A 23096-nucleotide genomic window follows, 5' to 3' on the forward strand; every position below is an offset into this window, starting at 1 on the left:
CTTTGACTTCAACCGAAGCGGCCGGTGATGTAGTCCTCGGTCTCCTTGCGCTGCGGCTTGAAGAACATCTGTTCGGTGGCACCGAACTCGATCAGGTCGCCGAGGTACATGTAGGCGGTGTAGTCGCTGCAGCGGGCGGCCTGCTGCATGTTGTGGGTCACGATGACCACGGTGTACTCGTTTTTCAGCTCGGCGATCAACTCTTCGATCTTCGCGGTCGAGATCGGGTCGAGTGCCGAACACGGTTCGTCGAGCAGCAGCACTTCGGGCTTGATCGCGATACCGCGCGCAATGCACAGGCGCTGCTGCTGGCCGCCGGAGAGGCCCGAGCCGCTTTGCTGCAGCTTGTCGCGCACTTCGGTCCACAGCGCGGCCTTCTTCAGGGCCCACTCGACGCGGTCGTCCATTTCGCTGGCCGACAGATTTTCGAACAGCTTCACGCCGAAGGCGATGTTGTCGTAGATCGACATCGGGAACGGCGTGGGCTTCTGGAACACCATGCCGACCTTGGCGCGGATCAGCGCCACGTCCTGCTTGGACGTGAGCAGGTTCTCGCCGTCCAGCGCAATGGTGCCTTCGGCGCGCTGCTCGGGGTACAGCTCGAACATGCGGTTGAAGGTGCGCAGCAGGGTCGACTTGCCGCAGCCCGACGGGCCGATGAAGGCCGTGACCTTGTTCTCGGGGATCTCGAGGTTGATGCCCTTGAGCGCGTGGAACTTGCCGTAGTAGAAGTTCAGGTCCTTGACCGAGATCTTCGAGCGCGACGGTTGTTGTTGTGCGACGGTGTTTGGCATGTTGGCGCCTTCTTGATTTAGTGTTTGTTGCGCGTCAGCACGCGCGCCAGGATGTTGAGGGCAAGCACGGCGACGGTGATCAGGAACACACCGGCCCAGGCCAGTTGTTGCCAGTTCTCGTACGGGCTCATGGCGAACTTGAAGATCGTGACCGGCAGGCTGGCCATCGGCTGGCTCACGTCGGCGGTCCAGAACTGGTTGTTCAGCGCGGTGAAGAGCAGCGGCGCGGTTTCGCCGGCGATGCGGGCCACGGCCAGCAGCACGCCCGTGACCACACCGGCGCGCGCGGCGCGCAGCGTGATGCTCAGGATGACCTTCCATTTCGGCGTGCCCAGCGCGTAGGCCGCTTCGCGCAGGCCCGGCGGCACCAGCTGCAGCATGTTCTCGGTGGTGCGGATCACCACCGGAATCACGATGAGCGCCAGCGACAGCGCGCCGGCCAGGCCCGAGAAGGTCTTGAAGTAGGCCACCACCACGGCGTAGACGAACAGGCCGATCACGATCGAGGGTGCCGACAGCAGGATGTCGTTGACGAAGCGCGTGACCGATGCGAGCAAGCCCTTGGGGTTGTACTCGGCCAGGTAGATGCCGGCCATGATGCCGATGGGCGTGCCCACGAAGGTCGCCAGCATCACCATCACGAACGAGCCGAAGATGGCGTTGGCGATGCCGCCCGCCTCGTTCGGCGGCGGCGTCATCTCGGTGAAGGTGGCCAGCGCCAGGCCGCCCACGCCCTGGCGCAGCGTTTCCCAGAGGATCCACACGAGCCAGAACACGCCGAACGCCATCGCGGCGAGCGACAGCGTGAGGGCGATCTTGTTGACGCGGTTGCGCGCGGCGAACTTCGCCTGGCGCGTCTCTGCCAGGGTCTTGGCGTTGATCAGGTTTTGCGCGGTGCTCACGACTTGGTTCCTTCGCTCTTCTTCATCTGGGCCAGCAGCATCTTCGAGAGCGACAGCACGACGAAGGTGATGAAGAACAGCACGAGGCCGAGGTACATCAGCGCGGCCTGGTGCAGGCCCGCGCCGGCTTCGGCGAATTCATTGGCGAGGGCCGAGGTGATGCTGTTGGCAGCCTCGAACACCGACAGGGAGTTGAGCTGGTTCATGTTGCCGATCACGAAGGTGACGGCCATGGTCTCGCCCAGTGCGCGGCCCAGGCCGAGCATGATGCCGCCGATCACGCCGGCCTTGGTGTAGGGCAGCACGACCTTGGAGACGACCTCCCAGGTAGTGGAGCCCAGGCCGTAGGCCGACTCCTTGAGCAGCGCGGGCGTCACTTCGAACACGTCGCGCATCACCGAGGCGATGAACGGAATGATCATGATGGCCAGGATGATGCCGGCCGACAGAATACCGATGCCCACGGGCGGGCCGGACACCAGGGCACCGAGGTACGGCACGCCGGCCAGCAGCTTCTGCAGCGGCTGCTGCACCCAGGTGGAAAGAATGGGGCCGAAGACCAGCAGGCCCCACATGCCGTACACGATGGACGGCACGGCAGCCAGCAGTTCAATGGCGGTGCCCAGCGGGCGCTTGAGCCAGTTGGGCGAGAGTTCGGTCAGGAACAGCGCGATGCCGAAGCTCACCGGCACGGCGATCACCAGTGCGATGAACGAGGTGGCCAGCGTGCCGTAGATCATCACGAGGCCGCCGTACTCGTCCTTCACCGGGTCCCACACGCTGCTCGTGAGGAAGCCGAGGCCGTACTTCGAAATGGCGGGCCAGGCGCCGGCGACGAGCGACAGCAGGATGCCGATCAGCATCGCGAGCGTCAGCAGCGCGGCGCCCTTGGCGGCCCAGCCGAAGAGGCGGTCGGCCATGGGGCCGGAACGTGCCGCCTTGACGGGCGGCGGAGGAGCGGCGGAGGTGCGCGCGCGCTCGGCCGCGAGGTCGAGGGAGGCGGCAGCAGCGGGGAAGGTGGATGACACGGGTCGCTCCGGCAAAGACGAAAGCGGCGCGTCCTGGAGCGAAGAGTTGCTCATGGGCGCGCCGTCCTGGAGGGTGGATGAAGGGTTGCTTCTTACTTGAACGCGACCGGCTTGCCCGATGCGTCCTTCACTTCACCCCATGCCTTGGCAATGGTGGCCTTCACGGCGTCGGGCATCGGCACGTAGTCCAGCTCGTCGGCCGTCTTGTCGCCGCCCTTGTAGGCCCAGTCGAAGAACTTCAGCACGGTGGTGGCGCTGGCGGGCTTGTCCTGCACCTTGTGCATCAGGATGAAGGTGGCGCCGGTGATGGGCCACGAATCCTTGCCGGCCTGGTTGGTCAGCACCTGGTAGAAGCTCTTGTTCCAGTCGGCACCGGCGGCGGCGGCCTTGAAGGCGCTGTCGTCGGGCGAGACGAACGTGCCGGCGGCGTTCTGCAGCTGGGCGTAGGTCATCTTGTTCTGCTTGACGTAGGCGTACTCGACGTAGCCGATCGAATTGGGCAGGCGGTTCACGAAAGCGGCGACGCCTTCGTTGCCCTTGCCACCCGCGCCGGTGGGCCAGTTCACGGCCGTGCCTTCGCCGACCTTGGACTTCCACTCGGCGTTGACCTTGCTCAGGTAGTTGGTGAACAGGAAGCTGGTGCCCGAACCGTCGGCGCGGCGAACCGGGGCGATGGCGGCGTCAGGCAGGGCCAGCGACGCGTTCAGAGCCTTGATGGCGGGGTCGTTCCACTTGGTGATCTTGCCCAGGTAGATGTCGCCCAGCACCTGGCCGTTGAGCTTCAGCTCGCCCGGCTTGATGCCGGGGATGTTCACCACGGGGATCACGCCGCCGATGACGGTGGGGAACTGCATCAGGCCCTTGGCCTGCAGTTCGTCGTCCTTCAGGGGAGCGTCCGAAGCGCCGAAGTCGACGGTCTTGGCTTCGATCTGCTTGAGGCCGGCACCCGAGCCGACCGACTGGTAGTTGATCTTGACGCCGGTGGCCTTGTTGAAGTCGGAAGCCCACTTGGCGTACAGCGGTGCGGGGAAGCTGGCGCCGGCGCCGGTCACGTCTTGTGCGAAGGCGGAAATGGAGAACAGCGCGGTCACGAGGCCGGCGGTTGCAAATTTGAACGTCGTTTTCATAAAGCTTCCTTGAGAAGTAAGAAGTAGTCCCTTTGGGGGCTCGAACGGACTCTAAAAAGCTTTTGTGACATCGATGTGACACCCCTTCTGTCGAGGGAAAATGCCGCTGCGCCACCCCTGCTGTGTGTGACGCTGTCACACAACCGTCATTCACCCCGCCTAACCTCCAGCCCTCGCCGTGACGTGACTTGGGAGGCGGCGCCTGCTGTCACGGCGCTACGATCAGAGAACCGCCCTCTTCACTACAACATGCAAAACGGCACCCGCCTCGCAGCGGTCGATCTCGGCTCGAACAGCTTCAGGCTGGAAATCGGCCAGGTCGACCACGGACAGATCCACCGCACCGAGTACCTCAAGGAAACCGTGCGCCAGGGCAACGGCCTGGACAGCGCCCGCAACCTCACGACCGAAGCCATGCAGCGCGGCTGGGACGCCCTCGCCCGCTTCGGCGAACGGCTGGCCGGCTTCAAGCGCTCGCAGGTGCGCGCCGTGGCCACCCAGACCTTGCGCGAAGCGCGCAACCGAGAAGAGTTCCTGTTGCGCGCGCGCACCATCCTGGGCTTCGGCATCGACGTGATCCCGGGCCGGGAAGAAGCCCGCCTGATCTACCAGGGCGTGGCACACCACCTGCCGCACACCGACGCCTCGGACCAGGAGCGCCGGCTGGTCATCGACATCGGCGGGCGCTCCACCGAAATGATCATCGGCCACGCGCTCGAGGCCGAACGCATGGAGTCGTACCGCGTGGGCAGCGTCGCCTGGTCGATGAAGCATTTCGGCGAAGGCCAGTTCACCGCCCCCGCCTTCCGCGCCGCTGAAGTGGCGGCCAAGGCCGTGCTGGACGACGCGCTCTCCAGCTACACGCGCGACCAGTGGGACGTGGCCTATGGCGCCTCCGGCACCATCGGCGCGGTGGGCGACGTGCTCGCCGCGGCCGGCGGCGAGGCCGGCCTGGTCACGCGCGAGGGCCTCGACTGGCTGCTCGACCGCCTGCTCAAGGCCGGCAGCATCGACAAGCTGCGCATCGACGGCATGCGCGAAGACCGCAAGGCCGTGATCGGCGGCGGCCTGAGCGTGCTGCGCGCGGTGTTCGACCTGCTCGACATCCAGGAAATGAAAGTCGCCCAGGGCGCCCTGCGTCACGGCGTGCTCTACGAATTGCTCGAACGCGACGAGAGCGTGGCCGACATGCGCAGCGCCACGGTGACCCGGCTCGCCACCCGCTTCGCGGTCGATCCGGCCCAGGCCAAGCGCGTGAGCGACACCGCCGCCGCACTGTTCGTGCAACTCGCCCCCGCCGCGCGCGGCGGCAGCACCTCCAGCCGCGCCGGCCGCGCCCTGCGCAAGCTCGGCTGGGCCGCGCAGCTGCACGAGATCGGCGCGCTGGTCTCGCACAGCGACTATCACAAGCACGGCGCCTACATCCTCGACAACACGGATGCGCCGGGCTTTGCAGTGAACGAACTGCATGCCCTCGCCCAACTCGTGCTGGGCCAGCGCGGCAAGCTGCGCAAGCTCGAAGCCTCGCTGGACGACGAGACCTTCGTGATGCAGCTGCTGGCGCTGCGCCTGGCGGTGATCCTGTGCCACGCGCGCCGCGACCCCAAGCCGCAGGCGCTGAACCTCGCGGCACTCGGCGCCAGGGCCTTCACGATCGCCTGCGCGCCCGACTGGGCCGAGATGTACCCGCAGTCGGCGCACCTCCTGCGCGAGGAAGTGCTGGCCTGGCAAAAGACCGGCAACTGGCGCGTGGAACTCAGCGGCGCCTGAGCCGTTTCACTTCGTGTCGATGCCGGCCGTCTGCGTGACTGCCGCAGCGCTGGCCTTGCGCGGCTCGTCTTCCCCGAACAGGCTGACATAGGCCGGCTGCACGATCTGGTCAAGCCCGCGCTTCAACCCTTCGCGAGCACCTGCGGTGTCCTTGAGCAGGCCGTCGTACAGGAGATAGGTCGGCTCGCTTAGGTCGGCGACCTGCAAGGTCTGGCCCACGACGGACTGCTTCTCGTCCCTCAGCAACTGCTCCACCCAGACGTACGGCTTGAAGCTCGATGTCGCATCGGCCGCGCCATAGGACGTCGTGATCCGCAAGATCAATGTGCTGTAGCCGGGCGTCGGCTGGAGTTCCTGCACCTGCATCTGCGCGTGCTCTCCGGTCGCGCGGAAGAAAGGCGTCAGCTTCACCTCGCGGCCACTGTCCCGCAGGCGCGCCGCCAGTCGCTCTGCGAACTGCCTGTTCAGCCCCATGGTCACGCCGCTGTTCTTCACTGCGGCCGTGAACTCCTTGCTGCGCTGGTCGGTCCGGGCGGCCATCGTCAGTCGGCTGTTGGTATCGACGGAGATGGCCACCAGCGCGGCGAGGGGTCCCAGAAACCCTGCGAAGCCCGTCAGCCCCGACCCGCCGCCATCCGTGACGATCAGTTGGTCTTCCTGGTTGTAGATGAGCTCGACCTTCTCGATCGACCGGGCGACATCGTGACGGGTCGGTGGCACAGGCGCGGCGGTGTTCATCGCACACCCCGACAGCAGGGCTGCGGCAACAAGCAGAAAAAACAGCGCCTTCAACCGCATGTCCGCGTCTGCACGCAGCATGTTCATGAAGCTTCCTGGCAGTGTGTTGAGCGGTTTCATGCGTCTTCCCCAGTGATGTGGTCGACCGGCACCGCTTCTTTCCCGCATCGGCGTCAAAAGCACGCTGCCGTGGAGTCACACTGTAGAAATTGCGCCGCGCGCGCGCATGAGTGCTTCGCCCCTTTTTCCGGGAGACAAGCGCCCTGCCAGCTCTGCCCGCAACCGTGACAAAGCGCCTGTCCGCAAGCGTCAGGCAGGGTCCGCGGCGAAGGACGGCTTTGGCAGCTAGAGAAGCTCGGGCGCCTGCACCGTCACGACGACGGTCTGCACGTCGCCGTCGCGCTCGCGGGTGCGGATCCACCACAGCGAGCCCTTGCGCACCGGGCAGCTGTCCTGCTTCAGGCCGAGCAGCATCGAGATGGCCTGGCCCAGCGAGGGCTGGTGGCCGATCACCAGCACCACCGACTTGCCGTTGGGCCAGCCCGTGGCGGCCAGCAGTGCGTCGGGGGTGGTGTCGGGCGACAGCTCGGAGCGCAGCTTGTACTTGCGGCCCAGTGCCAGCGCGGTCTGCTCGCAGCGGCGCGCCGGGCTGCACACGATGCGCGTGCCGTCGGGCAGCTGCCGGTCGAGCCAGGTGGCCATGCGCTTGGCCTGCTTTTCGCCGCGCGGGGTGAGCGAGCGCTGCATGTCGTCACACCCTTCGGTCCAGTCCTCGGCTTCGGCGTGACGCCAGAAGATCAAGTCCATGCTCATCGTCTTTCGAACTTCTTCTTCAATTTCAATTGCCGGACGCATCACGGTGGTTTCCTCGTGATGCATAGCGGCCCATCAAGGCGGCCTGGGCGCCATGCGCTTCGATCGCGGGGGACGCACCCGCCTCGCCGGGGTGGGTGTCATGGTCGACACGCCGGTAGATGCCGTCACCGCCCAGGTCCCAGGCGTCGCGCCCATCGTGCAGGTAGGCCACCAGGCACTCGTCGATGAGGCGCTGGCGCAGGTTGGGGTCGGTCACGGGCCAGGCCAGCTCGATGCGCCGCATCATGTTGCGGTTCATCCAGTCGGCGCTCGACAGGTACAGCGACTCGTCCTCGCCATGGCGGAAATAGAACACCCGCGAATGCTCGAGGAAACGCCCGATCACCGAGCGCACGCGCACGTTGTCGGTGAGCCCCGGCACCTGTGCCGGCAGCGTGCAGGCGCCGCGCACGATGAGGTCGATCTTCACGCCCTTCTGCCCCGCGCGGATGAGCGCGCCGATGATCTCTTCGTCGGTCAACGCGTTCATCTTGGCGACGATGCGCGTGGGCTCGCCGCTGGCGGCGGCCTGTCCGAGCGCATCGATGCGCGCGACCAGGTTCTTGTGCAGGTCGAAGGGCGCGAGCCACATGCGGTTGAGCTTGGGCAGGCGGCTCTGGCTGGCCATGTGGACGAACACGGCCTCCATGTCGGCGGTGAGCGCCGGGTCGGCCGTGAGGTGGCTGATGTCGGTGTACAGCCGCGCCGTGCGCGGGTTGTAGTTGCCGGTCGACAGGTGGCCGTAGCGGCGCAGCTGCTTGCCCTCGCGGCGCGTCACCAGCAGCATCTTGGCGTGGGTCTTCAGGCCCACCACGCCGTACACCACCTGCGCGCCGATCGACTCGAGCATCTCGGCCCAGTTGATGTTGGCCTCTTCGTCGAAGCGCGCCTTCAGTTCGACCACCACCGTCACTTCCTTGCCGCGGCGCACGGCTTCGCGCAGCAGATCCATGAGCTCGGAGTCGGCGCCGGTGCGGTAGATGGTCTGCTTGATCGCCAGCACCTGCGGGTCGAGCACCGACTCGCGCAGGAACGCGAGCACGCCGTCGAAGCTTTCGAAGGGCTGGTGGATCAGCACGTCGCCGCGCTGCAGCCGCTCGAAGAACGACTGGGCGGGCGACAGCGTGACGGGGAACGACGGCGCGTACGGAGGAAAGCGCAGCTGCGGCTCGCCGATCAGGTCGATGAGCTGCGTGAGCCGCGCCAGGTTCACCGGGCCGTGCACGCGGTACAGCGCCTGCGGCGGCAGGTTGAACTGCGCCAGCAGGAAGCTCGCGAGCGATTCGGCGCAGCTGGCCGACACCTCGAGTCGCACGGCCTGGCCGTAGTGGCGGTGCTGCAGGCCCTGGCGCAGCGCGGTGCGCAGGTTCTTGACATCTTCCTCGTCGACCGCGAGGTCGGAATGGCGCGTCACGCGGAACTGCGAGAAGTCGCCCACCTCGCGGCCCGGGAACATGCTGGCCAGGTGCGCGCGCACCACGCTCGACAGCGCCACGAACAGCGTCTTGCCGTCCGACACCTTGGCCGGCATCTTGATCAGGCGCGGCAGCACGCGCGGCAGCTTGACGATCTGGATCGGGTTCTCGCGGCCGAAGGCGTCCTTGCCGCCCAGGCGCACGATGAAGTTCAGCGACTTGTTCGCCACCTGCGGGAACGGGTGCGCCGGGTCGAGCCCCACGGGGATCAGCAGCGGGCGCACTTCGCGCTCGAAATACTCGCTGACCCACTTGCGCTGGGCCGGGTTGCGTTCGCCGTGCGACACGATGTGGATGCCGTGCGTGGCAAAGGTCGGCATCAGCTCGTCGTTGTACAGCGCGTACTGGCGCGCCACGAGCGTGTGGGCCGCTTCGGACAAGCGTTCGAAAGACTCGACCGTGTAGGTGCCCTTGCGATCACCGGCGCTGCCCGCGCTCAGGTGCGGTGCGGCGCGGACTTCGAAGAACTCGTCGAGGTTCGACGACACGATGCACAGGTAGCGCAGCCGTTCGATCAGCGGCACTTCGGGCCGGTGGGCCCAGTCGAGCACGCGCTCGTTGAACGAGAGGATGCTGTGGTCGCGGTCCAGCAACGCGAACGAAGACGCTTCGCCGGCGCGTGACGGGTCAGCGGAGAGGGAGGACATGGGCACTGATTCTGGAGCAAGCGGCACGGGAGAACACGACGGCTGAAATATGACAGTGTCAACTTCGTCCGTGACAGTTCCATGACATTCGCGTGACGCGCCCTGCCCCACAGAGAGCGAACCTGACACATTCGGCGACGGCGAAGCAGCGTGCGGCCCGGCGTCGGGCCGGATGGCCGCCGGCTTCATGCGCCGAGGAAGTGCTTGCGGTAGCGCGCCGGCAGGTCGTCGATGCGCATCAGCATCGGCAGGTCGGCGGTGTTGAAGTCCGGGTCCCAGGCCGGTGCGCCGAGCACCTTGGCGCCCAGGCGCAGGTAGCCCTTGATGAGCGCGGGCGGTTCCACGTCGAGCGCGCTGTCGAGCCGTTCGACCGGCAGCGGCAGGCGCGGCTGCACCTGGTATTGAATAGGCGCGAGGTGGCTGGCCGAGAGCTGGCGCCAGATGCTGGCGGCCGCGTCGCCGCTGGTCACGCCGTTGTGCGACATCGGGATGCTCGCGCAGCCGATCATGGTGTCGAGCTTGTTGCGGTGCATGAAGCCGGCGAGCGCGCCCCACAGCGCGAGGATCACGCCGCCCTGGCGGTGCTCGGCGTGCACGCAGCTGCGGCCCAGCTCGACCATGCGCTCGCGCAGGTCGCGCAGGCGGGTCAGGTCGAACTCGGTGTCGCTGTAGGTGCTGCCGACGCGGCGCGCCTGCGCGGGGGTCAGCACGCGGTAGGTGCCGATGACCTGGCCGGTGAGTTCGTCGCGCACCAGCAGGTGTTCGCAGAAGTCGTCGAACAGGTCGATGTCGTGGCCGGCCAGCGGCGTAGTCAGACGTGCGCCCATCTCGCCGACGAACACGTCGTGACGCAGGCGTTGCGCGGCGCGCACGTCATCCAGATGACGCGCCCAGCTCACCGTGATGCCCGGCTTGGCTTCGACCACCGGCGGCACGATGACGGCCAGCGGCGCCTCGGGCACCGCCGTGCGGGTGGCCAGTGCGGCGACGGTGGCGGCGGCAGCAACAGCAACGGCGGGGGTTCCGGCAGCGGGTGCGGGCCACAAGGCTGCGCGCAGTCCGAGCTGCGAGAGCGGAAACGTCGGGTTCGGCAGTTCTTTCATGGGAAATCCCTTTCTGCTGACCGAGTCTGGACACGCGCAATGAAACCGGCATGTCAGCGGCGTGGCAGACACATGACGTTGTTACAACGCGCGTCAGCGTCGCTTTGGCGCCGCTTCGGCGTCTAATGCGGGGCATTCGCGACACGGAGTTCGACCCCATGGCCACCGACGCACCAGGCGCCAACAGCCGCCTGCACCAGACTTTCCCCGTCCTCAGTGACGCCGAGATGGCACGCATCGCCAGCTTCGGCAGCGTGCAGCGCTTTGCGCGCGGCGAGCGCCTGTTCACCGCCGGCGAGACCGGCGCCGGCATGTTCGTGCTGCTCAAGGGCGTGGTTGCCGTCACGCAGCGCGACGGCCTGGGCCATGTGGTGCCGATCGCACGCCAGGGGCCGGGCGAGTTCCTCGCCGAGGTCGGCCAGCTCAGCGGGCGCCCTGCCCTGGTCGACGGACATGCCGATGAAGAGGTCGAGGCGCTGGTCGTGCCGCCGGACCGCCTGCGCGCGCTGCTGGTGGCCGAGGCCGACCTGGGCGAGCGCATCACCCGCGCGCTGATCCTGCGGCGCGTGGCGCTGATCGAATCGGGTGCGGCCGGGCCGGTGCTGATCGGGCGGCCTGACTCGCCCGAGATGGCGCGGCTGGAGAACTTCCTGCGCCGCAACGGCCATCCTTATCACTTGGTCGACGCGGCCACCGACCCCGATGCCGCCGCGTTGCTCGCCCAGTACGGCCCCGACCAGTTGCTCGCCGTGTGCCCCGACGGCTCGGTGCTGGTCAACCCGAGCGACGAGGGCCTGGCGCGCTGCCTCGGCATGGTCGACGCCGCGGCGCGCGACGAGCTCTACGACGTGGCCGTGGTCGGTGCCGGTCCAGCCGGCCTCGCGACCGCCGTGTATGCCGCCTCCGAAGGGCTGCGCGTGATCGTGCTCGACTGCCGCGCCTTCGGCGGACAGGCCGGCGCCAGCGCGCGCATCGAGAACTACCTGGGCTTTCCGACCGGCATCTCGGGGCAGGCGCTGGCGGGCCGCGCGTTCGTGCAGGCGCAGAAGTTCGGCGTCGAGATGCTGATCCCGGCGCAGGTGGCAGCGCTCGACTGCTCGCGCGAGAACGCGCGGGACAGTCTCGCGCTGAAGCTCACCGACGGCCGCACGATCAGCGCACGCACGGTCGTCATTGCGAGCGGCGCGCGCTACCGCCGCCCCGGCGTGCCGCGCCTGGCCGAATTCGAAGGCCGCGGCATCTGGTACTGGGCCTCGGCCATCGAAGCGAAGATCTGCGCGCAGCAGGAAGTGGCGCTGGTGGGCGGCGGCAACTCGGCCGGCCAGGCGGCGGTGTTCCTGTCGCGCCATGCGGCCAAGGTCAACGTGCTGGTGCGCGGGCCGTCGCTGGCGGCCAGCATGTCGCGCTACCTCATCGACCGCATCGAGGCCACGCCCAACATCTCGCTGCAGCCGCACACCGAGCTCGTGCGGCTGCACGGGGCGCCCGAAGAAGGCCTGACCGGCGCCACGTGGCGCTGCCACACCTCGGGCCAGGAGCACGACTGCCCGGCGCGCAACATCTTCCTGTTCGTCGGCGCGGAGCCCGAGACCTCATGGCTCGAAGGCTGCGGCGTGTCGGTCGACAAGCACGGCTTCGTGCTGACCGGCCCGGCCGCGAGCAGCGGCTTTCCGGCGCGCCCCGCCACGGCGCTCGAATCGAGCGTGTCGGGCGTGTTCGCGGTGGGCGATGTGCGCTCGGGCTCGGTCAAGCGCGTGGGCGGTGCGATCGGTGAAGGCGCCGCGGTGGTGGCGCTCATTCACCAGCACCTGTCGTCGGCCTCGGCCGTGGCCTGAACCCTTCTTGTCCTGAAACACCCATGCCCATCCACGCCTGCGAACACGTTCCCGCCGACCTCGCCCAACCGTACGCGCCCCGCGGCTGCGAAGACTGCCTGAAGACCGGCGACACCTGGGTGCACCTGCGCCTGTGCGTGCACTGCGGCCACGTCGGCTGCTGCGACTCGTCGAAGAACCGCCACGCCACGAAACATGCGCGGGCCGAAGGGCATCCGGTGATCCAGTCGATCGAGCCCGGCGAGCATTGGATGTGGTGCAACGCGCACGAGCGGCAGGTGGGGTAAGCGGTCAACCGTGCGGCCAATGCCCGCACCCGCACGCGACCGCAGGGGCGTGTATATGCTGCCGTTCTCCCGTCACAACCCTCTCACTCCGGAGCCCGCGACATGCCCGCATCGCCCATCGAGGTCTATTCCTGGCCCACGCCGAACGGCCACAAGATTCACATCATGCTCGAGGAGTGCGGCCTGCCGTACCACGCGCACCCGGTGAACATCGGCACCGGCGACCAGTTCGCACCCGAGTTCCTGAAGATCAGCCCGAACAACAAGATCCCCGCCATCACCGATCCCGACGGACCGGACGGCCAGCCGATCTCGCTGTTCGAATCGGGCGCCATCCTCGTGTACCTCGCGGGCAAGACCGGCAAGTTCCTGCCCACGGGCGACCGCGAGCGCTACGACGTGCTGCAGTGGCTCATGTTCCAGATGGGCGGCGTCGGTCCGATGCTCGGCCAGGCGCACCACTTCCGCATCTACGCGCCCGAGAAGATCGCCTATGCCGTCGACCGCTACACCAACGAGGCCCGGCGCCTGTACGGCGTGATCGACCGGCAGCTGTCCAAGCACAAGTTCATCGCCGGCACGAGCTATTCGATTGCCGACATTGCCATCTTCCCGTGGCTGCGCAGCTGGGAGAACCAGGGCATCACCCTCACCGACTACCCGCTCCTGAAGGCCTGGTTCGACGGCATCGCCGCGCGCCCCGCCGTGCAGCGCGGCGTGAAAGTGCTGGCCGACCTGCGCCGTCCCATCACCGATGACAAGGCGCGCGAGATCCTTTTTGGCAAGACACAGTACGAGAAGCGCTGAGCGGCCTCTTATTCGGGCTAGAATGGAAGGCTTGGCGGGGTGTAGCGCAGCCTGGTAGCGCATCTGGTTTGGGACCAGAGGGTCGAAGGTTCGAATCCTTTCGCCCCGACCAAAAGAAAAGTGAAAGCCTGCAACGATGAAAGTCGTTGCAGGCTTTTTTCTTTTCCGGGCCGCTCGTGATCGCCGCGAATCTCACCGCCCTTTAGACGTTTCGTAGCACGACCCACGGCTTTCCGTACATCAGGCAACGCCGCTGCCTTGTTGTTACACCGTCAAGACAACCTTTTTCTTAAGGAACTACCCGCGAGGCCCTCGGCGCTCACGCAGAATCAAGCCAATCGTGATCGTGTTTACAAAGTAAGTGGAATCGCGTTTACAAAGCCGAAGAGCTGAGTCAGGGATGGACGTCACAGCAGAACCCTCACCCCTGGACCCTTTTCCGATGCTGAATTACTTTTCCCGCTGTTCTTGCGGCCTCAGGCATCTCGCCCGCATCGAGCGCCGGCCATGGATGCGACTCTTCTCGAGCCTGCGCTTCTACCAATGCAGCGCCTGCGGAAAGAAGCAACTGGCGTCCGAACGCGCGGTGAACGACGCGGTCTGGAAGTACCGCTCGGAAAACGTCTGACGCCCTCTCCGCCCACGCGATCCACAGAGGCATCGGGCGGGCGAAACGCCGTCCTTAGCAATCTGTTGCGCGTGCTGCCCTTTCGCTGCATGCCCTGCGCCCCCACAGAATCGAACGCGGGTGCTTCACGGTTGCGCAAACCGCGAAGCAGCGTCGGGGAAAGAGTGTCGACACCTTCCCGGTTTGAACTCTTCTGTGATGCTGCTGAATCTGTTTCTCCGATGTTCCTGCGGCCTGGCCGGCCTTCGCCGCATCGAGCGGCGAACCTGGATGAGGATGCTGCCGGCCCTCAGGTTCTACCGGTGCAGCACCTGCGGCAAGAAGCAGCTCGCGTCGAAGCAGGCCGCCGAGACCGCCAGGGTGTCCTCCGGCGCCAGCCCCGCCCTTTCGCCCTCTCAACGACCGCCGCCGAAGGCGTCGTGCATGGAGGGATGTAGGTAGAATCCGCGCTTCCCCGGTCAGAGGCAGAAGCGTCCAGACCGTTGATTTTTCGGGTCTGTTGTCGCACCACTTGCGGCCCGAGGACCGAAGGCTCCGGCCCTCGCTTCTCGACCGGAATCTGCCCGTAGCTCAGTTGGATAGAGCACCTGCCTTCTAAGCAGGTTGTCGGGGGTTCGATCCCCTCCGGGCAGGCCATTTGCGTCTCCAACCGCAACGGGTTTCTCCAACTTTTGCGCCGTTGCTCCGCCGGAAGGACGACGCACAGAGCACGCATGCGCGAGCTGCCGTCAAGTCGACGCGCTTGCTGCCCACGGATGCGGCGGTAGGTTCAACCCGCCCGTCGCCTGCTCGCTCCCTCGCGGTACAGCCCCCTCCGATCTCTCCCAAGACTGCCCAGCCATCCTCCGAAAGGTGATCGCCGCCGTGCTACCGGCATCCGTTGACTCCCACAAATGCGGTATTTGGTTTGCAAAATGGCATGGATAGATTCGGGTCTTCCACCACGAGGAGACGTCGATGAATTACAAGAGCCCGCTATTGGCATTCGGCCTTTTTCTTTACGCCGCCCTTGCGAGCGGCAATGAAGCGCAGCGCGCATGCGGGGACTTCGACAGCGCCGTCATGACAACGCGCGCGCAATGCCAGCGCGAGCGAACACAGGACGACAGAGAGTACTGCGCAGCCACCAGGCTCAAGCGCGCCCAAGACGCACACGCCTCGTGCCTTGTTCGATTCAACACCCGGGGAGCGGGATCCGTTCAAGAAGCCAGGGAGCGCTCAAATCGTATCCGGCGGGAACCCTGAGGCGAAATAAATCTTGCAATTCATCATTGACCAAACAGGGTTTTATAGGAGTTCACATGATTCGATTTTCTCTCGCCATCTTGCTGGCATTCGTCTCTTCTCATGCACTCGCCAGCAATTGGACGACATCCATGGACAATAAAAGAAAATGTGAAACCGCGGCTCATGAGGCTGAGAAGAATCGCCGACCGATGGCGGCCAACCATTACAAGCAATGCGCCAAGGATTTTCAGACTGCTGCCCAATATTTTCGGGAGAATGATCAGGCGTACAACGGGAAAACGGCTTTTCAGCGTGGGCTTGACCAATACAACCGGGGGAACATGCAATAGCCAATATGCCTCGGTGCGCTGATCGAGAAGATCGGCCACCAGACTGAGTTCAGTGGCCCAGTTTTTCCCTCCTCTCCTCAGGACCACCCTTGCCCGCCTTCGTGCGGGCTTTTTTTTGGCCAGTCCAGTCACAGCCCACTGGTTTCCGTGGACTCCCACAAAAGAGGTATTTCGCTTGCAAATCGAGCGACTAGATTCGACTGGTCTCACATCGAGGGGATGACGCCATGACGATAAAGACCACCGCGCAAGAACCTAACGCCACCTCCCACCGCCGAGGTCGGCATGGCCTCTTGCACGCGATCCAGATCCCCACCCACTTCCTGTCGGTGCTGGTCCTCTCGGCCTGCGTACTGGCTGCTCCTGCGGACGCTCGGGCTCAGGTCAATCCCGAGATCGCCAACTGCGCCGAGCTCAAGGACGAGGCCACAGTCACCCAGGCCGATCTCTGCGCCGCGCATGTCGGCTGCCGCTTCGTGCTGAACGTGCAGAAGACCTGCGCACGCGCCAAGAGCTACCTGGAGCGGCTGCAGGCGGCCATTGGCGAAGGCACGCGCACGCTGCTGTTCGGCTATCGCAAGGAAGTCACACCCGATGCCATCTTCACGGCAGAGCTGAACAGCGAGGAGCGCAGCAACGAGCGTGCGCTGGGCGCCCGGCCCGACGTCCAGCCCCGTGCACAGGACATCAGCAACCGCGTGCGCGATGCGGGCACCGGCGATACCCTGAGCGGCAATGGCAAGAACGGCACCACCTGGGTCTACTACGGCCAGACCCGGGACGGCCAGGAAGAAGGCACCGGCACGACGATCTTCTCCAGCGGCGAGATCCAGCGCGGCCAGTACAGGCAAGGCGAGAGGCAGGGGGCATTCGACGTCCTGCACCCCACCGGCGACCGGTTCGTGGGCGAGTATGTGAACGGCAAGCGTGTCGGCGCGGGCGCGTACGGATTCAAGAACGGCGCCACCCTGGTCGGCCGCTGGACCGACACAGGCGCCGTGCAGGGCACCTTCACGCGCGCCGACGGTTCGCGCTTCGAGGGCCTGCGCGTGGATGGCAAGCCCGCCCAGGGCCGCGAGTACCGCGCCGACGGGTCGCTATCCGAGGAAGGCCGCTACGACAAGGGCGTGCTGTCGGTAGGCGCGCGCATCGACACCGAGGGCAACCGGATCGACGTCAACCTGCCGCGCGACCGCGAGGCCGCCGCCCGCGCCGAAGCAGAAAAGAACCGGCTCGCGGCCGAAGCCGAACAGCAGCGCAAACGCGAGCAGGCGGCCCAGGCCGAACAGCAATTCCGAACCAGCCTGCAGACGATGAACCCCGGCCAGCTGTTCGCCCGCGCCGACGAACTGAACGCCCAGGGCGACCGCGCCCGCGCGCGCGAAGTGCAGCGCACGTTGATGAGCCGCTTCCCCGACCATCCGCTGGCGGCCACGACGGCGCGGCAGATGACGGGTGAGTCGGGTGGCAGCACGAACGCGGGTGGCGGCTCGTCGCCAGCGGGCACGGCCAACGCGGCCAGCCGCCCTGCCGGAACGCGCCTTTCCAGCCAGACCTGCGAAGCCATGAAGCAGTCGGTCATCGCGACGAAGGTCGCACCCAATGCCTCGATCACCGCCAGCCAGGAAACGGTGATGTTCATGACGAAGACGGTGCTGGACATGATCGCCGCCAACTGCCCCACCGAGCCCGGCGTGACACCCGCCCAGATCGCCGCGGAACGCCAGACGCGCCAACAGCAATACGCCGCCGCCGAGAACGCCTGCAATGCCGTGCAATCCGGCGGGCGTCGGTGCGTTGCGCAGAATCATTTCGGACCCGGCCGTTGAGGCCCTTGGCCCCTGGCCGTCAGAACAAGGGAAGGACCACCTGGCAATGAGTCGTCGCTGAAAGAATGGCACGGGCAGCGGACGCCGACCCTGGCCGCTTGCGCCTTCAGCGTGTCTTGCCACGCAGCCTGGTGGTCAAGGTGTACCAGCCGTGCTTCATGATGAGCAGCGACAGCACCCCCAGCACCACCGGGACGATGATGTACTCGGCCATCGAAGGCAGGTCCGTCATGGCGGTTCGCGACTTCTTGATCGTGTCCCAGACGGCGAAGGCGCCCATGGCGAAGCCCCCCAGGAGACTGAAGACCGCATCCGTGAGGAAACCGAACCAGGCCGTGAACCTGGACAGCGGCACGGCGCCCGGCCAGTCCAACGCCAGCCACACAAGGCCCAGCGCGAGCAAGGCGACCATGGCCACGAACCAGGCCACGAGCCCGTAGACAAGCAAGGGCACCATCGAGATAAAGGCTGCGGACATGGCGGCCATCAATGCCCGTCGGCGGCAGCGACCTGTGCACGCGCGGACAACGGCACGCCCGACGGCAGCAGCGCCAACGCCTGCGCCCCGCGCGCCGCGGTGCCCACATTGGCCACGAAGGTCCGCCGCGCGTCGTGGAACTCGAAGATCAGGTTGAAGGTGCCATAGGCCTCGCGCACATCGACCTGGCGGATGTCCGCGAAAGGCCGCTCGCGCTGGCGCAGCACGCGGTACACCAGCTGCTCGCTTTCGATGCGCAAGACAGGGTTCAGGCTGTTGGTCGCCAGCGCCACCCACGGCAGTCCGCGCAGGCCGGTGAAGGTGGCCACGACGGGCACCGCGCCGCCCTTGATCGCAAGGGGCGCAGCCCCCGCCCGGGGCGCCTTGGGCGTACGGAGCTTCTTCCAGAGCCAGTAGAGGAACCAGAACGACAGCCCTTGAAGGACGATCACTCCGACGGTCCCCAGGACGGTCATCCAATCCATCTGCACGTCGCCTTCCTCTGTGACACAGCCTGGGCCCTCCCCGGCAAGGCGCCATTAAAGCAGAGGCTCCACGCGCCAGATGCGCGCCGTCTGTCGTTTGAATTCTGGATTCAATACTGTACATTTAAACAGTATTCTCAAGGAATCCACATGCCGAAGAACGCATCCCAGTCCAACGCGTGGGTGAACCATGACCCAAGCTGAACTCTTCTTCCCCCGGCCGGCAACGCCGCCCTCGCCCCTCTTCAACTTCCACGAGCCCTCTGCCGTTGCGGCCGCGCTCGAAGACACCGAGGACGAACCGCGTGACGCCTTTTCCGCCAAGCTGATCGACTACCCCCACTCGTCGGCCGACGCAGTCAGGGTCGCGGAGCAACGCTTCCGGCGCGAACTCGAAAAGCAACTGGGCGCCGACGTGCTGCCAGCCATGCGCGCCTTCCAGAACGCCAGCGAGTCGAGCGACACCGACCTCACCAAGCGCGAACTCGCGCTGGCCGCGCGCTGGGTCAAGGCCTACGACGCCGCGCGCACGGCGGGCTTTCGCGACCTGGGCGACACCGACGAAGCCTACTTCGAGGTCAAGGCGATCTAGCCCCCTGGCGAGGGCTCGTACCAGTTTTCGGTGATGGCTCCCTCGAGGGCAAAAAGACACACTTCGTCGCGTTTGTCTTGTTTGCTTTCACAGGGGAAGAGTCCATGCCGATCCACGTCCACATCCATGGTGTCCATGGACAACCGCCGCGCATCCGCGCCCTTCGGCACTTGGCCGCCGTGGCCTTGCTGGTTGCCGGCAGTGTCCATGCGGCCGGCCTGGTCCACGGCAACGTGGGCAATGTGGGCGCGGTGCAGTCGGGTGGATTCGGCGGTGTCGGCGGAGGTGCCGCCTCGACCTCCGCCGACGGTGCGACAGCGCTGGGTGCGGGCGGCGATGGTGGCGTGGGAACGTCCGGCGGGACCGGCGGCACGGGAGGGGCCGGCGCCAGCGCCACCGCAAGCGGCACGACGGCCATCGGAGGCGGAGGCACCGGTGGAGAGGGCAGCGCAGGCGGCACGGGCGGCACCGGAGGACGTGGCGCACAGGCATCGACCAGCGGGGCCATCGCGCTCGGCGCGGGAGGCACCGGCGCTAGCGGTTGCTGCGGCTTTTCCCCCCCGTCGGGCGGCAGCGGCGCACAGGCATCGGGCAACGCCGCCGTCGCCATCGGCAGCGCCTTGGGCTCCCAACAGGGCGCCCAGGCCTCCGGCAACGGCAGCACGGCCATCGGCGGCGCGAGCGACACAGCCTCGGGCGCCGCAGCACTGGCCGCGGGCGGCGTGGCGATCGGCTCGGGCAGCCGGGTCGCGAACGGTGCGAACGGCGGCGTGGCCATCGGCGCGAACTCGGTCGCCACATCGGCCAACACCGTGTCTTTCGGCAGCGCGGGACAGACGCGCGGCCTGGTCAACGTGAGCGCCGGCGCGGTGCACGCCACCAGCACCGATGCCGTCAACGGCGGCCAGCTGTACACCGTGCGGCAGGCCGCGGACACCGCACAGGCCGCGGCCTCCGCGGCCAATGGCACGGCCGTCCTCGCCAGGGACGCCGCGGGCGCGGCGCAAGGCACCGCCAACACCGCCTTGGGCGCCGCGCAAACCGCGCAGGCGGGCGTCGCCACTGCGCAGGCCGCAGCGGTGGCCGCCCAGGGCACGGCCAACACCGCAACCACGGCCGCAGCCACGGCCCAGGGCACCGCCAACGCGGCGCTGGGCGTGGCGAACAACTCCGCGCAATACGGCGCGGGCGGTGCCCAGGTCGCGCTGAACGCCAACGGCGGCGCCGGCACCACGCTGAGCAACGTGCGCGCGGGCGTCGCCGCCACCGACGCCGCCAACGTCGGCCAGCTGCAGCAGGTGCAGCAAGGCGCGCTGACCACGGCCAACACCTTCACGATGCAGCAGATCGCCGCCTTGCAGGGCGTCATGAACCAGGCGCTGTCCAACGGCCTGTGCAGCTTCAGCGGCGGCAACGTGACCTGCGGCACCGGCACACAGGCCACGGGCACGGGCGCCACGGCGCTGGGCACCAACGCCACTGCTAACGGCGACAACACCACGGCGATGGGCAACGGGGCGCAGGCGCGCTACGCGGGCTCGGTGGCGATCGGCGCGGGCGCGAAGGCGCTGGCCGATCCGACGACCGCCGTCGGCAACGACGCCATCGCCACCGGCAACAACGCGGTGGCACTGGGCGCCAACACGCTGGCCGCGGGATCGAACTCGGTCGCCCTCGGCCAGGGCTCCGTGGCCACGCGCGACAACTCGGTGTCGGTGGGCAATGCCGCCACCGGCCAGACGCGCACCATCGCCAACGTGGCGCCCGGCGTGCTGCCCACCGACGCGGTCAACCTGCAGCAGGCCCAGCAGCTGACGGCGGCCGCGGTGTCCGAGGCGCGCAGCTTCGCGGCCAAGGGCGTGGCCGCGGCGATGGCGATGGGCGATGCGCCGATGCCGTCCGCACCGGGCAAGACCAGCTGGGCCGCGCAACTGGCGAACTACAAGGGCCACTCCGCGATGGGTGCCAGCGTCGTGCACCGCCTCGCGACGGACATGCCGCTGGCGCTCTCCGCCGGGGTCAGCGGCGCGAGCGGATCGGTGGGCGTGCGCGTGGGGCTCAAGGGCGAGTTCTGACGCGAGGGCGCAGCCCGTCCGCCGCGCATAAGAAAACACGAAAAGCGTATTTCCCAGCGACGGCATGGCGCGGGCACAGTCCCACGCCTGTATCGCTCTTTTCCGGCGCGCCCTCGGGGCCGCCCGGCTCTCCATGGCATCCATCCACGACACGCCGACGCGCCCCGCCGCGCCCACGGCCCCCGCCCGCCCATCCACGCTCGCACCCTCTTCCCAGCAACTCGCCGAGCGCTTCCGCCCCGTCTTTGCGCGCATCGCCGAACACGCGGCGCAGCGCGAGAACGACCGCGAACTGGCCTACGCGCCGGTGGCCTGGCTCAAGGCCGCCCGCTTCGGCGCACTGCGCGTGCCGCTCGCGCACGGCGGGCTGGGCGCATCGGTCGAGCAGCTGTACGACCTGCTGATCGAACTCGGCGAGGCCGACTCCAACCTGCCGCAGATCCTTCGCGCGCACTTCGGCTTCATCGAGCGCCTGTTCGCCGAGATCGACCCCGCGCTGCACGGCCCCTGGATGCGCCTGGCGGCCGACGGCGTGATCTTCGGCAACGCCACCACCGAGCTCGGCGAAGGCGCGCTCGGCGCGCTGCAGACCACGCTCACGCGCGACGCGCAGAGCGCCGACACGTGGCGGCTCGACGGCGACAAGTTCTACAGCACCGGCACGCTCTACGCCGACTGGATTTCGGTCGCGGCCCAGCGCCTGAACGACGACGGCAGCAGCGACCGCGTGATCGCGCTCGTGCCCGCGGAAACCGCGGGTGTCGAGCGTGTCGACGACTGGCGCGGCTTCGGCCAGCGCCTGAGCGCCTCGGGCACGACGCGCTTTCGCCAGGTGCGCGTGAAGCCCGAGCACGTGCTGCTGTACGTGCGCGACCAGCCCACGCCGCTCACCGCGCATTTCCAGCTCACGCACCTGGCGACGCTGGCGGGCATCGCGCGCGCCATCGTGCGCGATGCCGTGGCCTTCGTGCAGCCGCGCAAGCGCGTCTACAGCCACGGCAGCGGCGCCACGCCGCGCGAAGACCCGCTGGTGCAGCAGGTGATCGGCCAGCTCGCGAGCACGGCCTTCGTGGCCGCGTCGACCGTGCAGGCGGTGGCGCGCGGCCTGGGCGAGGTCGATCGCCATCTGCAGCGCGGCGAGGCCGTGCCCGAGCAGCTGCTGTTCGAGGTGGAGCTGAACACCGCCAAGGCGCAGGCCGGCATCGTCGATGCGGTGCTGCAGGCGGGCACGCGGCTGTTCGACATCGGCGGCGCCTCGGCGCTGCAGGAAGACCGGCGGCTCGACCGGCACTGGCGCAATGCGCGCACGCTGGCATCGCACAACCCGACGATCTACAAGGGACGCGTGGTGGGCGACCACCTGCTCAACGGTGCGCGGCCGACCTTCTACTGGGCGGTCGGCGCCATCGCGAGCTGAGACGGGAAGAAAAAGGAAGAAGCCGCGAGGCGGTGTTCAGACCCGCGGCAGCGCCGCGAGAAAGGTCGACACCACGATGGCAGCCGCGCGATCGAGCTGCAGGATGTCGGCGACGTCGAAGGCGTTCGGCGCCGTGTGGCCGCTGGTGCCGAGCGGCTTGCGGATTTCGACCAGCACTTCGGCGGCGAGTTCGCGATCGCTGCGCGGACGGCCGTCGGGGTGCATCACCCACTCGTCGACCTGCTCGATGGGGATGCTGCGAAACACCCCCACGATCGGGACGTACTTGTAGCGGTCCTCGCCCACGAGGATGGGCACGCTGAGATTGCAAAAAAACGTATTCGTCGACATGCGGAACGCCGTCGCTAGCCAAAGCAAAAGTTGATTAATTGTTTTCGAGTGTGACTCCGATAGTCATTTTCCCGACCGAGGGCATACGGCAAGACGTGACCTTCTGCACACAAAGTGCGGTCAATTCCGCCGAATTACTCGGGAAAACAACTACTTAATTCTTACACAAAGACACGGATGGCGCGCTTTGTGTACGATTTTTGGCATACGAAATGTTGCGACCGCCACTTCGGCCGGCAGAAACGGGCGCGCAAACAGCTGCGCCTCGCGGTGTCCGCACCGCGAGGAATGCAGGA

Annotated in this window: 22 protein-coding genes and 2 tRNA genes; 12 read left to right on the forward strand and 12 right to left on the reverse strand. The window is 67.1% G+C overall.

From position 1 onward, the window contains the following. Window positions 1-8 precede the first annotated feature (8 nt). Genes pstB through pstS form a run of 4 tightly spaced genes read right to left on the reverse strand, consistent with a single transcriptional unit; the run spans window position 9 to window position 3851 of the window. Entirely contained in the window at window positions 9-794 is a 786-nt protein-coding gene (pstB, locus tag AC1RAA_RS06570) for a phosphate ABC transporter ATP-binding protein PstB (protein WP_056580144.1), read from the reverse strand. A gap of 17 nt (window positions 795-811) precedes the next feature. Next, window positions 812-1696 (reverse strand): phosphate ABC transporter permease PstA, encoded by an 885-nt coding sequence (gene pstA / locus AC1RAA_RS06575; RefSeq protein ID WP_082818044.1) that lies wholly within the window; start codon window positions 1694-1696, stop codon window positions 812-814. Beyond that, window positions 1693-2778 carry a phosphate ABC transporter permease subunit PstC gene (gene pstC, locus AC1RAA_RS06580; RefSeq protein ID WP_095745556.1) on the reverse strand — a complete coding sequence of 362 codons (1086 nt, stop codon included), beginning with the start codon at window positions 2776-2778 and terminating at the stop codon, window positions 1693-1695. Before pstC ends, pstA begins: the two co-directional genes overlap by 4 nt. Before the next feature lie 38 nt (window positions 2779-2816). Further along, a complete protein-coding gene (gene pstS / locus AC1RAA_RS06585; protein ID WP_062473144.1) occupies window positions 2817-3851 on the reverse strand; it encodes a phosphate ABC transporter substrate-binding protein PstS in 1035 nt (344 codons plus the stop codon). Between the two features lie 249 nt (window positions 3852-4100). Here pstS and AC1RAA_RS06590 point away from each other — a divergent pair, with 249 nt between their 5' ends. Continuing rightward, window positions 4101-5621, forward strand: coding sequence for a Ppx/GppA phosphatase family protein (locus tag AC1RAA_RS06590; protein ID WP_492727250.1), 1521 nt, complete (start codon window positions 4101-4103; stop codon window positions 5619-5621). A 6-nt stretch (window positions 5622-5627) separates the two neighbouring features. Here the strand turns inward: AC1RAA_RS06590 and AC1RAA_RS06595 are convergent, their stop codons facing one another. The 4 genes from AC1RAA_RS06595 to AC1RAA_RS06610 form a co-directional block, all read right to left on the reverse strand. Further along, the gene (locus AC1RAA_RS06595) at window positions 5628-6479 is read right to left on the reverse strand and encodes a hypothetical protein (protein WP_492727252.1); all 852 of its coding nucleotides are present in this window, start codon (window positions 6477-6479) and stop codon (window positions 5628-5630) included. A gap of 225 nt (window positions 6480-6704) precedes the next feature. Beyond that, window positions 6705-7166 carry a SixA phosphatase family protein gene (locus AC1RAA_RS06600; RefSeq protein ID WP_062473174.1) on the reverse strand — a complete coding sequence of 154 codons (462 nt, stop codon included), beginning with the start codon at window positions 7164-7166 and terminating at the stop codon, window positions 6705-6707. Window positions 7167-7197: 31 nt separating this feature from the next. Continuing rightward, the gene (ppk1, locus tag AC1RAA_RS06605; protein WP_492727254.1) at window positions 7198-9336 is read right to left on the reverse strand and encodes a polyphosphate kinase 1; all 2139 of its coding nucleotides are present in this window, start codon (window positions 9334-9336) and stop codon (window positions 7198-7200) included. A 185-nt stretch (window positions 9337-9521) separates the two neighbouring features. Then, on the reverse strand, window positions 9522-10439 hold the full coding sequence (locus AC1RAA_RS06610) for a GNAT family N-acetyltransferase (protein ID WP_492727256.1): 918 nt from the start codon (window positions 10437-10439) through the stop codon (window positions 9522-9524). A 158-nt stretch (window positions 10440-10597) separates the two neighbouring features. On the opposite strand from AC1RAA_RS06610, the gene AC1RAA_RS06615 reads away from it, so the two are divergent. The 7 genes from AC1RAA_RS06615 to AC1RAA_RS06645 all read left to right on the forward strand — a co-directional run bounded on the left by AC1RAA_RS06615 (window position 10598) and on the right by AC1RAA_RS06645 (window position 15241). Then, complete coding sequence (locus AC1RAA_RS06615) at window positions 10598-12274, forward strand: FAD-dependent oxidoreductase (RefSeq protein ID WP_492727258.1); 1677 nt, start codon at window positions 10598-10600, stop codon at window positions 12272-12274. A 23-nt stretch (window positions 12275-12297) separates the two neighbouring features. Then, window positions 12298-12561, forward strand: a complete 264-nt coding sequence (locus AC1RAA_RS06620) for a UBP-type zinc finger domain-containing protein (RefSeq protein ID WP_492727261.1) — start codon at window positions 12298-12300, stop codon at window positions 12559-12561. 102 nt (window positions 12562-12663) lie between these two features. Continuing rightward, window positions 12664-13368: a glutathione binding-like protein gene (locus tag AC1RAA_RS06625; protein ID WP_492727263.1), complete on the forward strand. Its 705-nt coding sequence runs from the start codon at window positions 12664-12666 to the stop codon at window positions 13366-13368. 35 nt (window positions 13369-13403) lie between these two features. Continuing rightward, window positions 13404-13480: transfer RNA gene (locus AC1RAA_RS06630), tRNA-Pro, on the forward strand. Between the two features lie 288 nt (window positions 13481-13768). Next, window positions 13769-13996: a hypothetical protein gene (locus AC1RAA_RS06635; RefSeq protein ID WP_492734762.1), complete on the forward strand. Its 228-nt coding sequence runs from the start codon at window positions 13769-13771 to the stop codon at window positions 13994-13996. 559 nt (window positions 13997-14555) lie between these two features. Then, window positions 14556-14632 (forward strand) — tRNA-Arg (locus AC1RAA_RS06640). 321 nt (window positions 14633-14953) lie between these two features. After that, window positions 14954-15241 (forward strand): hypothetical protein, encoded by a 288-nt coding sequence (locus tag AC1RAA_RS06645; protein ID WP_307693084.1) that lies wholly within the window; start codon window positions 14954-14956, stop codon window positions 15239-15241. A 23-nt stretch (window positions 15242-15264) separates the two neighbouring features. Here the strand turns inward: AC1RAA_RS06645 and AC1RAA_RS06650 are convergent, their stop codons facing one another. Then, a complete protein-coding gene (locus AC1RAA_RS06650; RefSeq protein ID WP_492727266.1) occupies window positions 15265-15612 on the reverse strand; it encodes a hypothetical protein in 348 nt (115 codons plus the stop codon). A gap of 188 nt (window positions 15613-15800) precedes the next feature. Between AC1RAA_RS06650 and AC1RAA_RS06655 the strand changes: the two genes are divergently transcribed. Continuing rightward, window positions 15801-17402, forward strand: a complete 1602-nt coding sequence (locus AC1RAA_RS06655) for an MORN repeat-containing protein (RefSeq protein WP_492727268.1) — start codon at window positions 15801-15803, stop codon at window positions 17400-17402. A gap of 106 nt (window positions 17403-17508) precedes the next feature. Here AC1RAA_RS06655 and AC1RAA_RS06660 read toward each other — a convergent pair whose 3' ends face one another. Both AC1RAA_RS06660 and AC1RAA_RS06665 read right to left on the reverse strand, forming a co-directional pair. After that, window positions 17509-17880, reverse strand: a complete 372-nt coding sequence (locus AC1RAA_RS06660; protein ID WP_492727270.1) for a hypothetical protein — start codon at window positions 17878-17880, stop codon at window positions 17509-17511. Window positions 17881-17888: 8 nt separating this feature from the next. Continuing rightward, window positions 17889-18332: a hypothetical protein gene (locus AC1RAA_RS06665; protein WP_492727272.1), complete on the reverse strand. Its 444-nt coding sequence runs from the start codon at window positions 18330-18332 to the stop codon at window positions 17889-17891. Window positions 18333-18555: 223 nt separating this feature from the next. On the opposite strand from AC1RAA_RS06665, the gene AC1RAA_RS06670 reads away from it, so the two are divergent. From AC1RAA_RS06670 to AC1RAA_RS06680, 3 genes are all read left to right on the forward strand, one after another. Next, on the forward strand, window positions 18556-18957 hold the full coding sequence (locus AC1RAA_RS06670) for a hypothetical protein (RefSeq protein WP_492727274.1): 402 nt from the start codon (window positions 18556-18558) through the stop codon (window positions 18955-18957). Window positions 18958-19061: 104 nt separating this feature from the next. Further along, window positions 19062-21032 (forward strand): YadA family autotransporter adhesin, encoded by a 1971-nt coding sequence (locus AC1RAA_RS06675; protein WP_492727276.1) that lies wholly within the window; start codon window positions 19062-19064, stop codon window positions 21030-21032. A gap of 133 nt (window positions 21033-21165) precedes the next feature. After that, window positions 21166-22449, forward strand: coding sequence for an acyl-CoA dehydrogenase family protein (locus AC1RAA_RS06680; RefSeq protein WP_492727278.1), 1284 nt, complete (start codon window positions 21166-21168; stop codon window positions 22447-22449). A gap of 36 nt (window positions 22450-22485) precedes the next feature. On the opposite strand, the gene AC1RAA_RS06685 is transcribed toward AC1RAA_RS06680, so the two are convergent. After that, on the reverse strand, window positions 22486-22800 hold the full coding sequence (locus AC1RAA_RS06685; protein WP_070060970.1) for a hypothetical protein: 315 nt from the start codon (window positions 22798-22800) through the stop codon (window positions 22486-22488). Window positions 22801-23096: the final 296 nt, after the last annotated feature.

It is taken from the genome of Variovorax sp. GW823-FHT04F07 (assembly GCF_058795995.1).

Excerpts from the sequence above, each read along its gene's own strand:
- pstB (WP_056580144.1), bottom strand. The coding sequence starts at position 794 with ATGCCAAACACCGTCGCACAACAACAACCGTCGCGCTCGAAGATCTCG.
- pstC (WP_095745556.1), bottom strand. The coding sequence starts at position 2,778 with ATGAGCAACTCTTCGCTCCAGGACGCGCCGCTTTCGTCTTTGCCGGAG.
- pstS (WP_062473144.1), bottom strand. The coding sequence starts at position 3,851 with ATGAAAACGACGTTCAAATTTGCAACCGCCGGCCTCGTGACCGCGCTG.
- AC1RAA_RS06590 (WP_492727250.1), top strand. The coding sequence starts at position 4,101 with ATGCAAAACGGCACCCGCCTCGCAGCGGTCGATCTCGGCTCGAACAGC.
- AC1RAA_RS06595 (WP_492727252.1), bottom strand. The coding sequence starts at position 6,479 with ATGAAACCGCTCAACACACTGCCAGGAAGCTTCATGAACATGCTGCGT.
- AC1RAA_RS06600 (WP_062473174.1), bottom strand. The coding sequence starts at position 7,166 with ATGGACTTGATCTTCTGGCGTCACGCCGAAGCCGAGGACTGGACCGAA.
- ppk1 (WP_492727254.1), bottom strand. The coding sequence starts at position 9,336 with ATGTCCTCCCTCTCCGCTGACCCGTCACGCGCCGGCGAAGCGTCTTCG.
- AC1RAA_RS06610 (WP_492727256.1), bottom strand. The coding sequence starts at position 10,439 with ATGAAAGAACTGCCGAACCCGACGTTTCCGCTCTCGCAGCTCGGACTG.
- AC1RAA_RS06615 (WP_492727258.1), top strand. The coding sequence starts at position 10,598 with ATGGCCACCGACGCACCAGGCGCCAACAGCCGCCTGCACCAGACTTTC.
- AC1RAA_RS06620 (WP_492727261.1), top strand. The coding sequence starts at position 12,298 with ATGCCCATCCACGCCTGCGAACACGTTCCCGCCGACCTCGCCCAACCG.
- AC1RAA_RS06625 (WP_492727263.1), top strand. The coding sequence starts at position 12,664 with ATGCCCGCATCGCCCATCGAGGTCTATTCCTGGCCCACGCCGAACGGC.
- AC1RAA_RS06635 (WP_492734762.1), top strand. The coding sequence starts at position 13,769 with ATGGACGTCACAGCAGAACCCTCACCCCTGGACCCTTTTCCGATGCTG.
- AC1RAA_RS06645 (WP_307693084.1), top strand. The coding sequence starts at position 14,954 with ATGAATTACAAGAGCCCGCTATTGGCATTCGGCCTTTTTCTTTACGCC.
- AC1RAA_RS06655 (WP_492727268.1), top strand. The coding sequence starts at position 15,801 with ATGACGATAAAGACCACCGCGCAAGAACCTAACGCCACCTCCCACCGC.
- AC1RAA_RS06660 (WP_492727270.1), bottom strand. The coding sequence starts at position 17,880 with ATGTCCGCAGCCTTTATCTCGATGGTGCCCTTGCTTGTCTACGGGCTC.
- AC1RAA_RS06670 (WP_492727274.1), top strand. The coding sequence starts at position 18,556 with ATGACCCAAGCTGAACTCTTCTTCCCCCGGCCGGCAACGCCGCCCTCG.
- AC1RAA_RS06675 (WP_492727276.1), top strand. The coding sequence starts at position 19,062 with ATGCCGATCCACGTCCACATCCATGGTGTCCATGGACAACCGCCGCGC.
- AC1RAA_RS06680 (WP_492727278.1), top strand. The coding sequence starts at position 21,166 with ATGGCATCCATCCACGACACGCCGACGCGCCCCGCCGCGCCCACGGCC.
- AC1RAA_RS06685 (WP_070060970.1), bottom strand. The coding sequence starts at position 22,800 with ATGTCGACGAATACGTTTTTTTGCAATCTCAGCGTGCCCATCCTCGTG.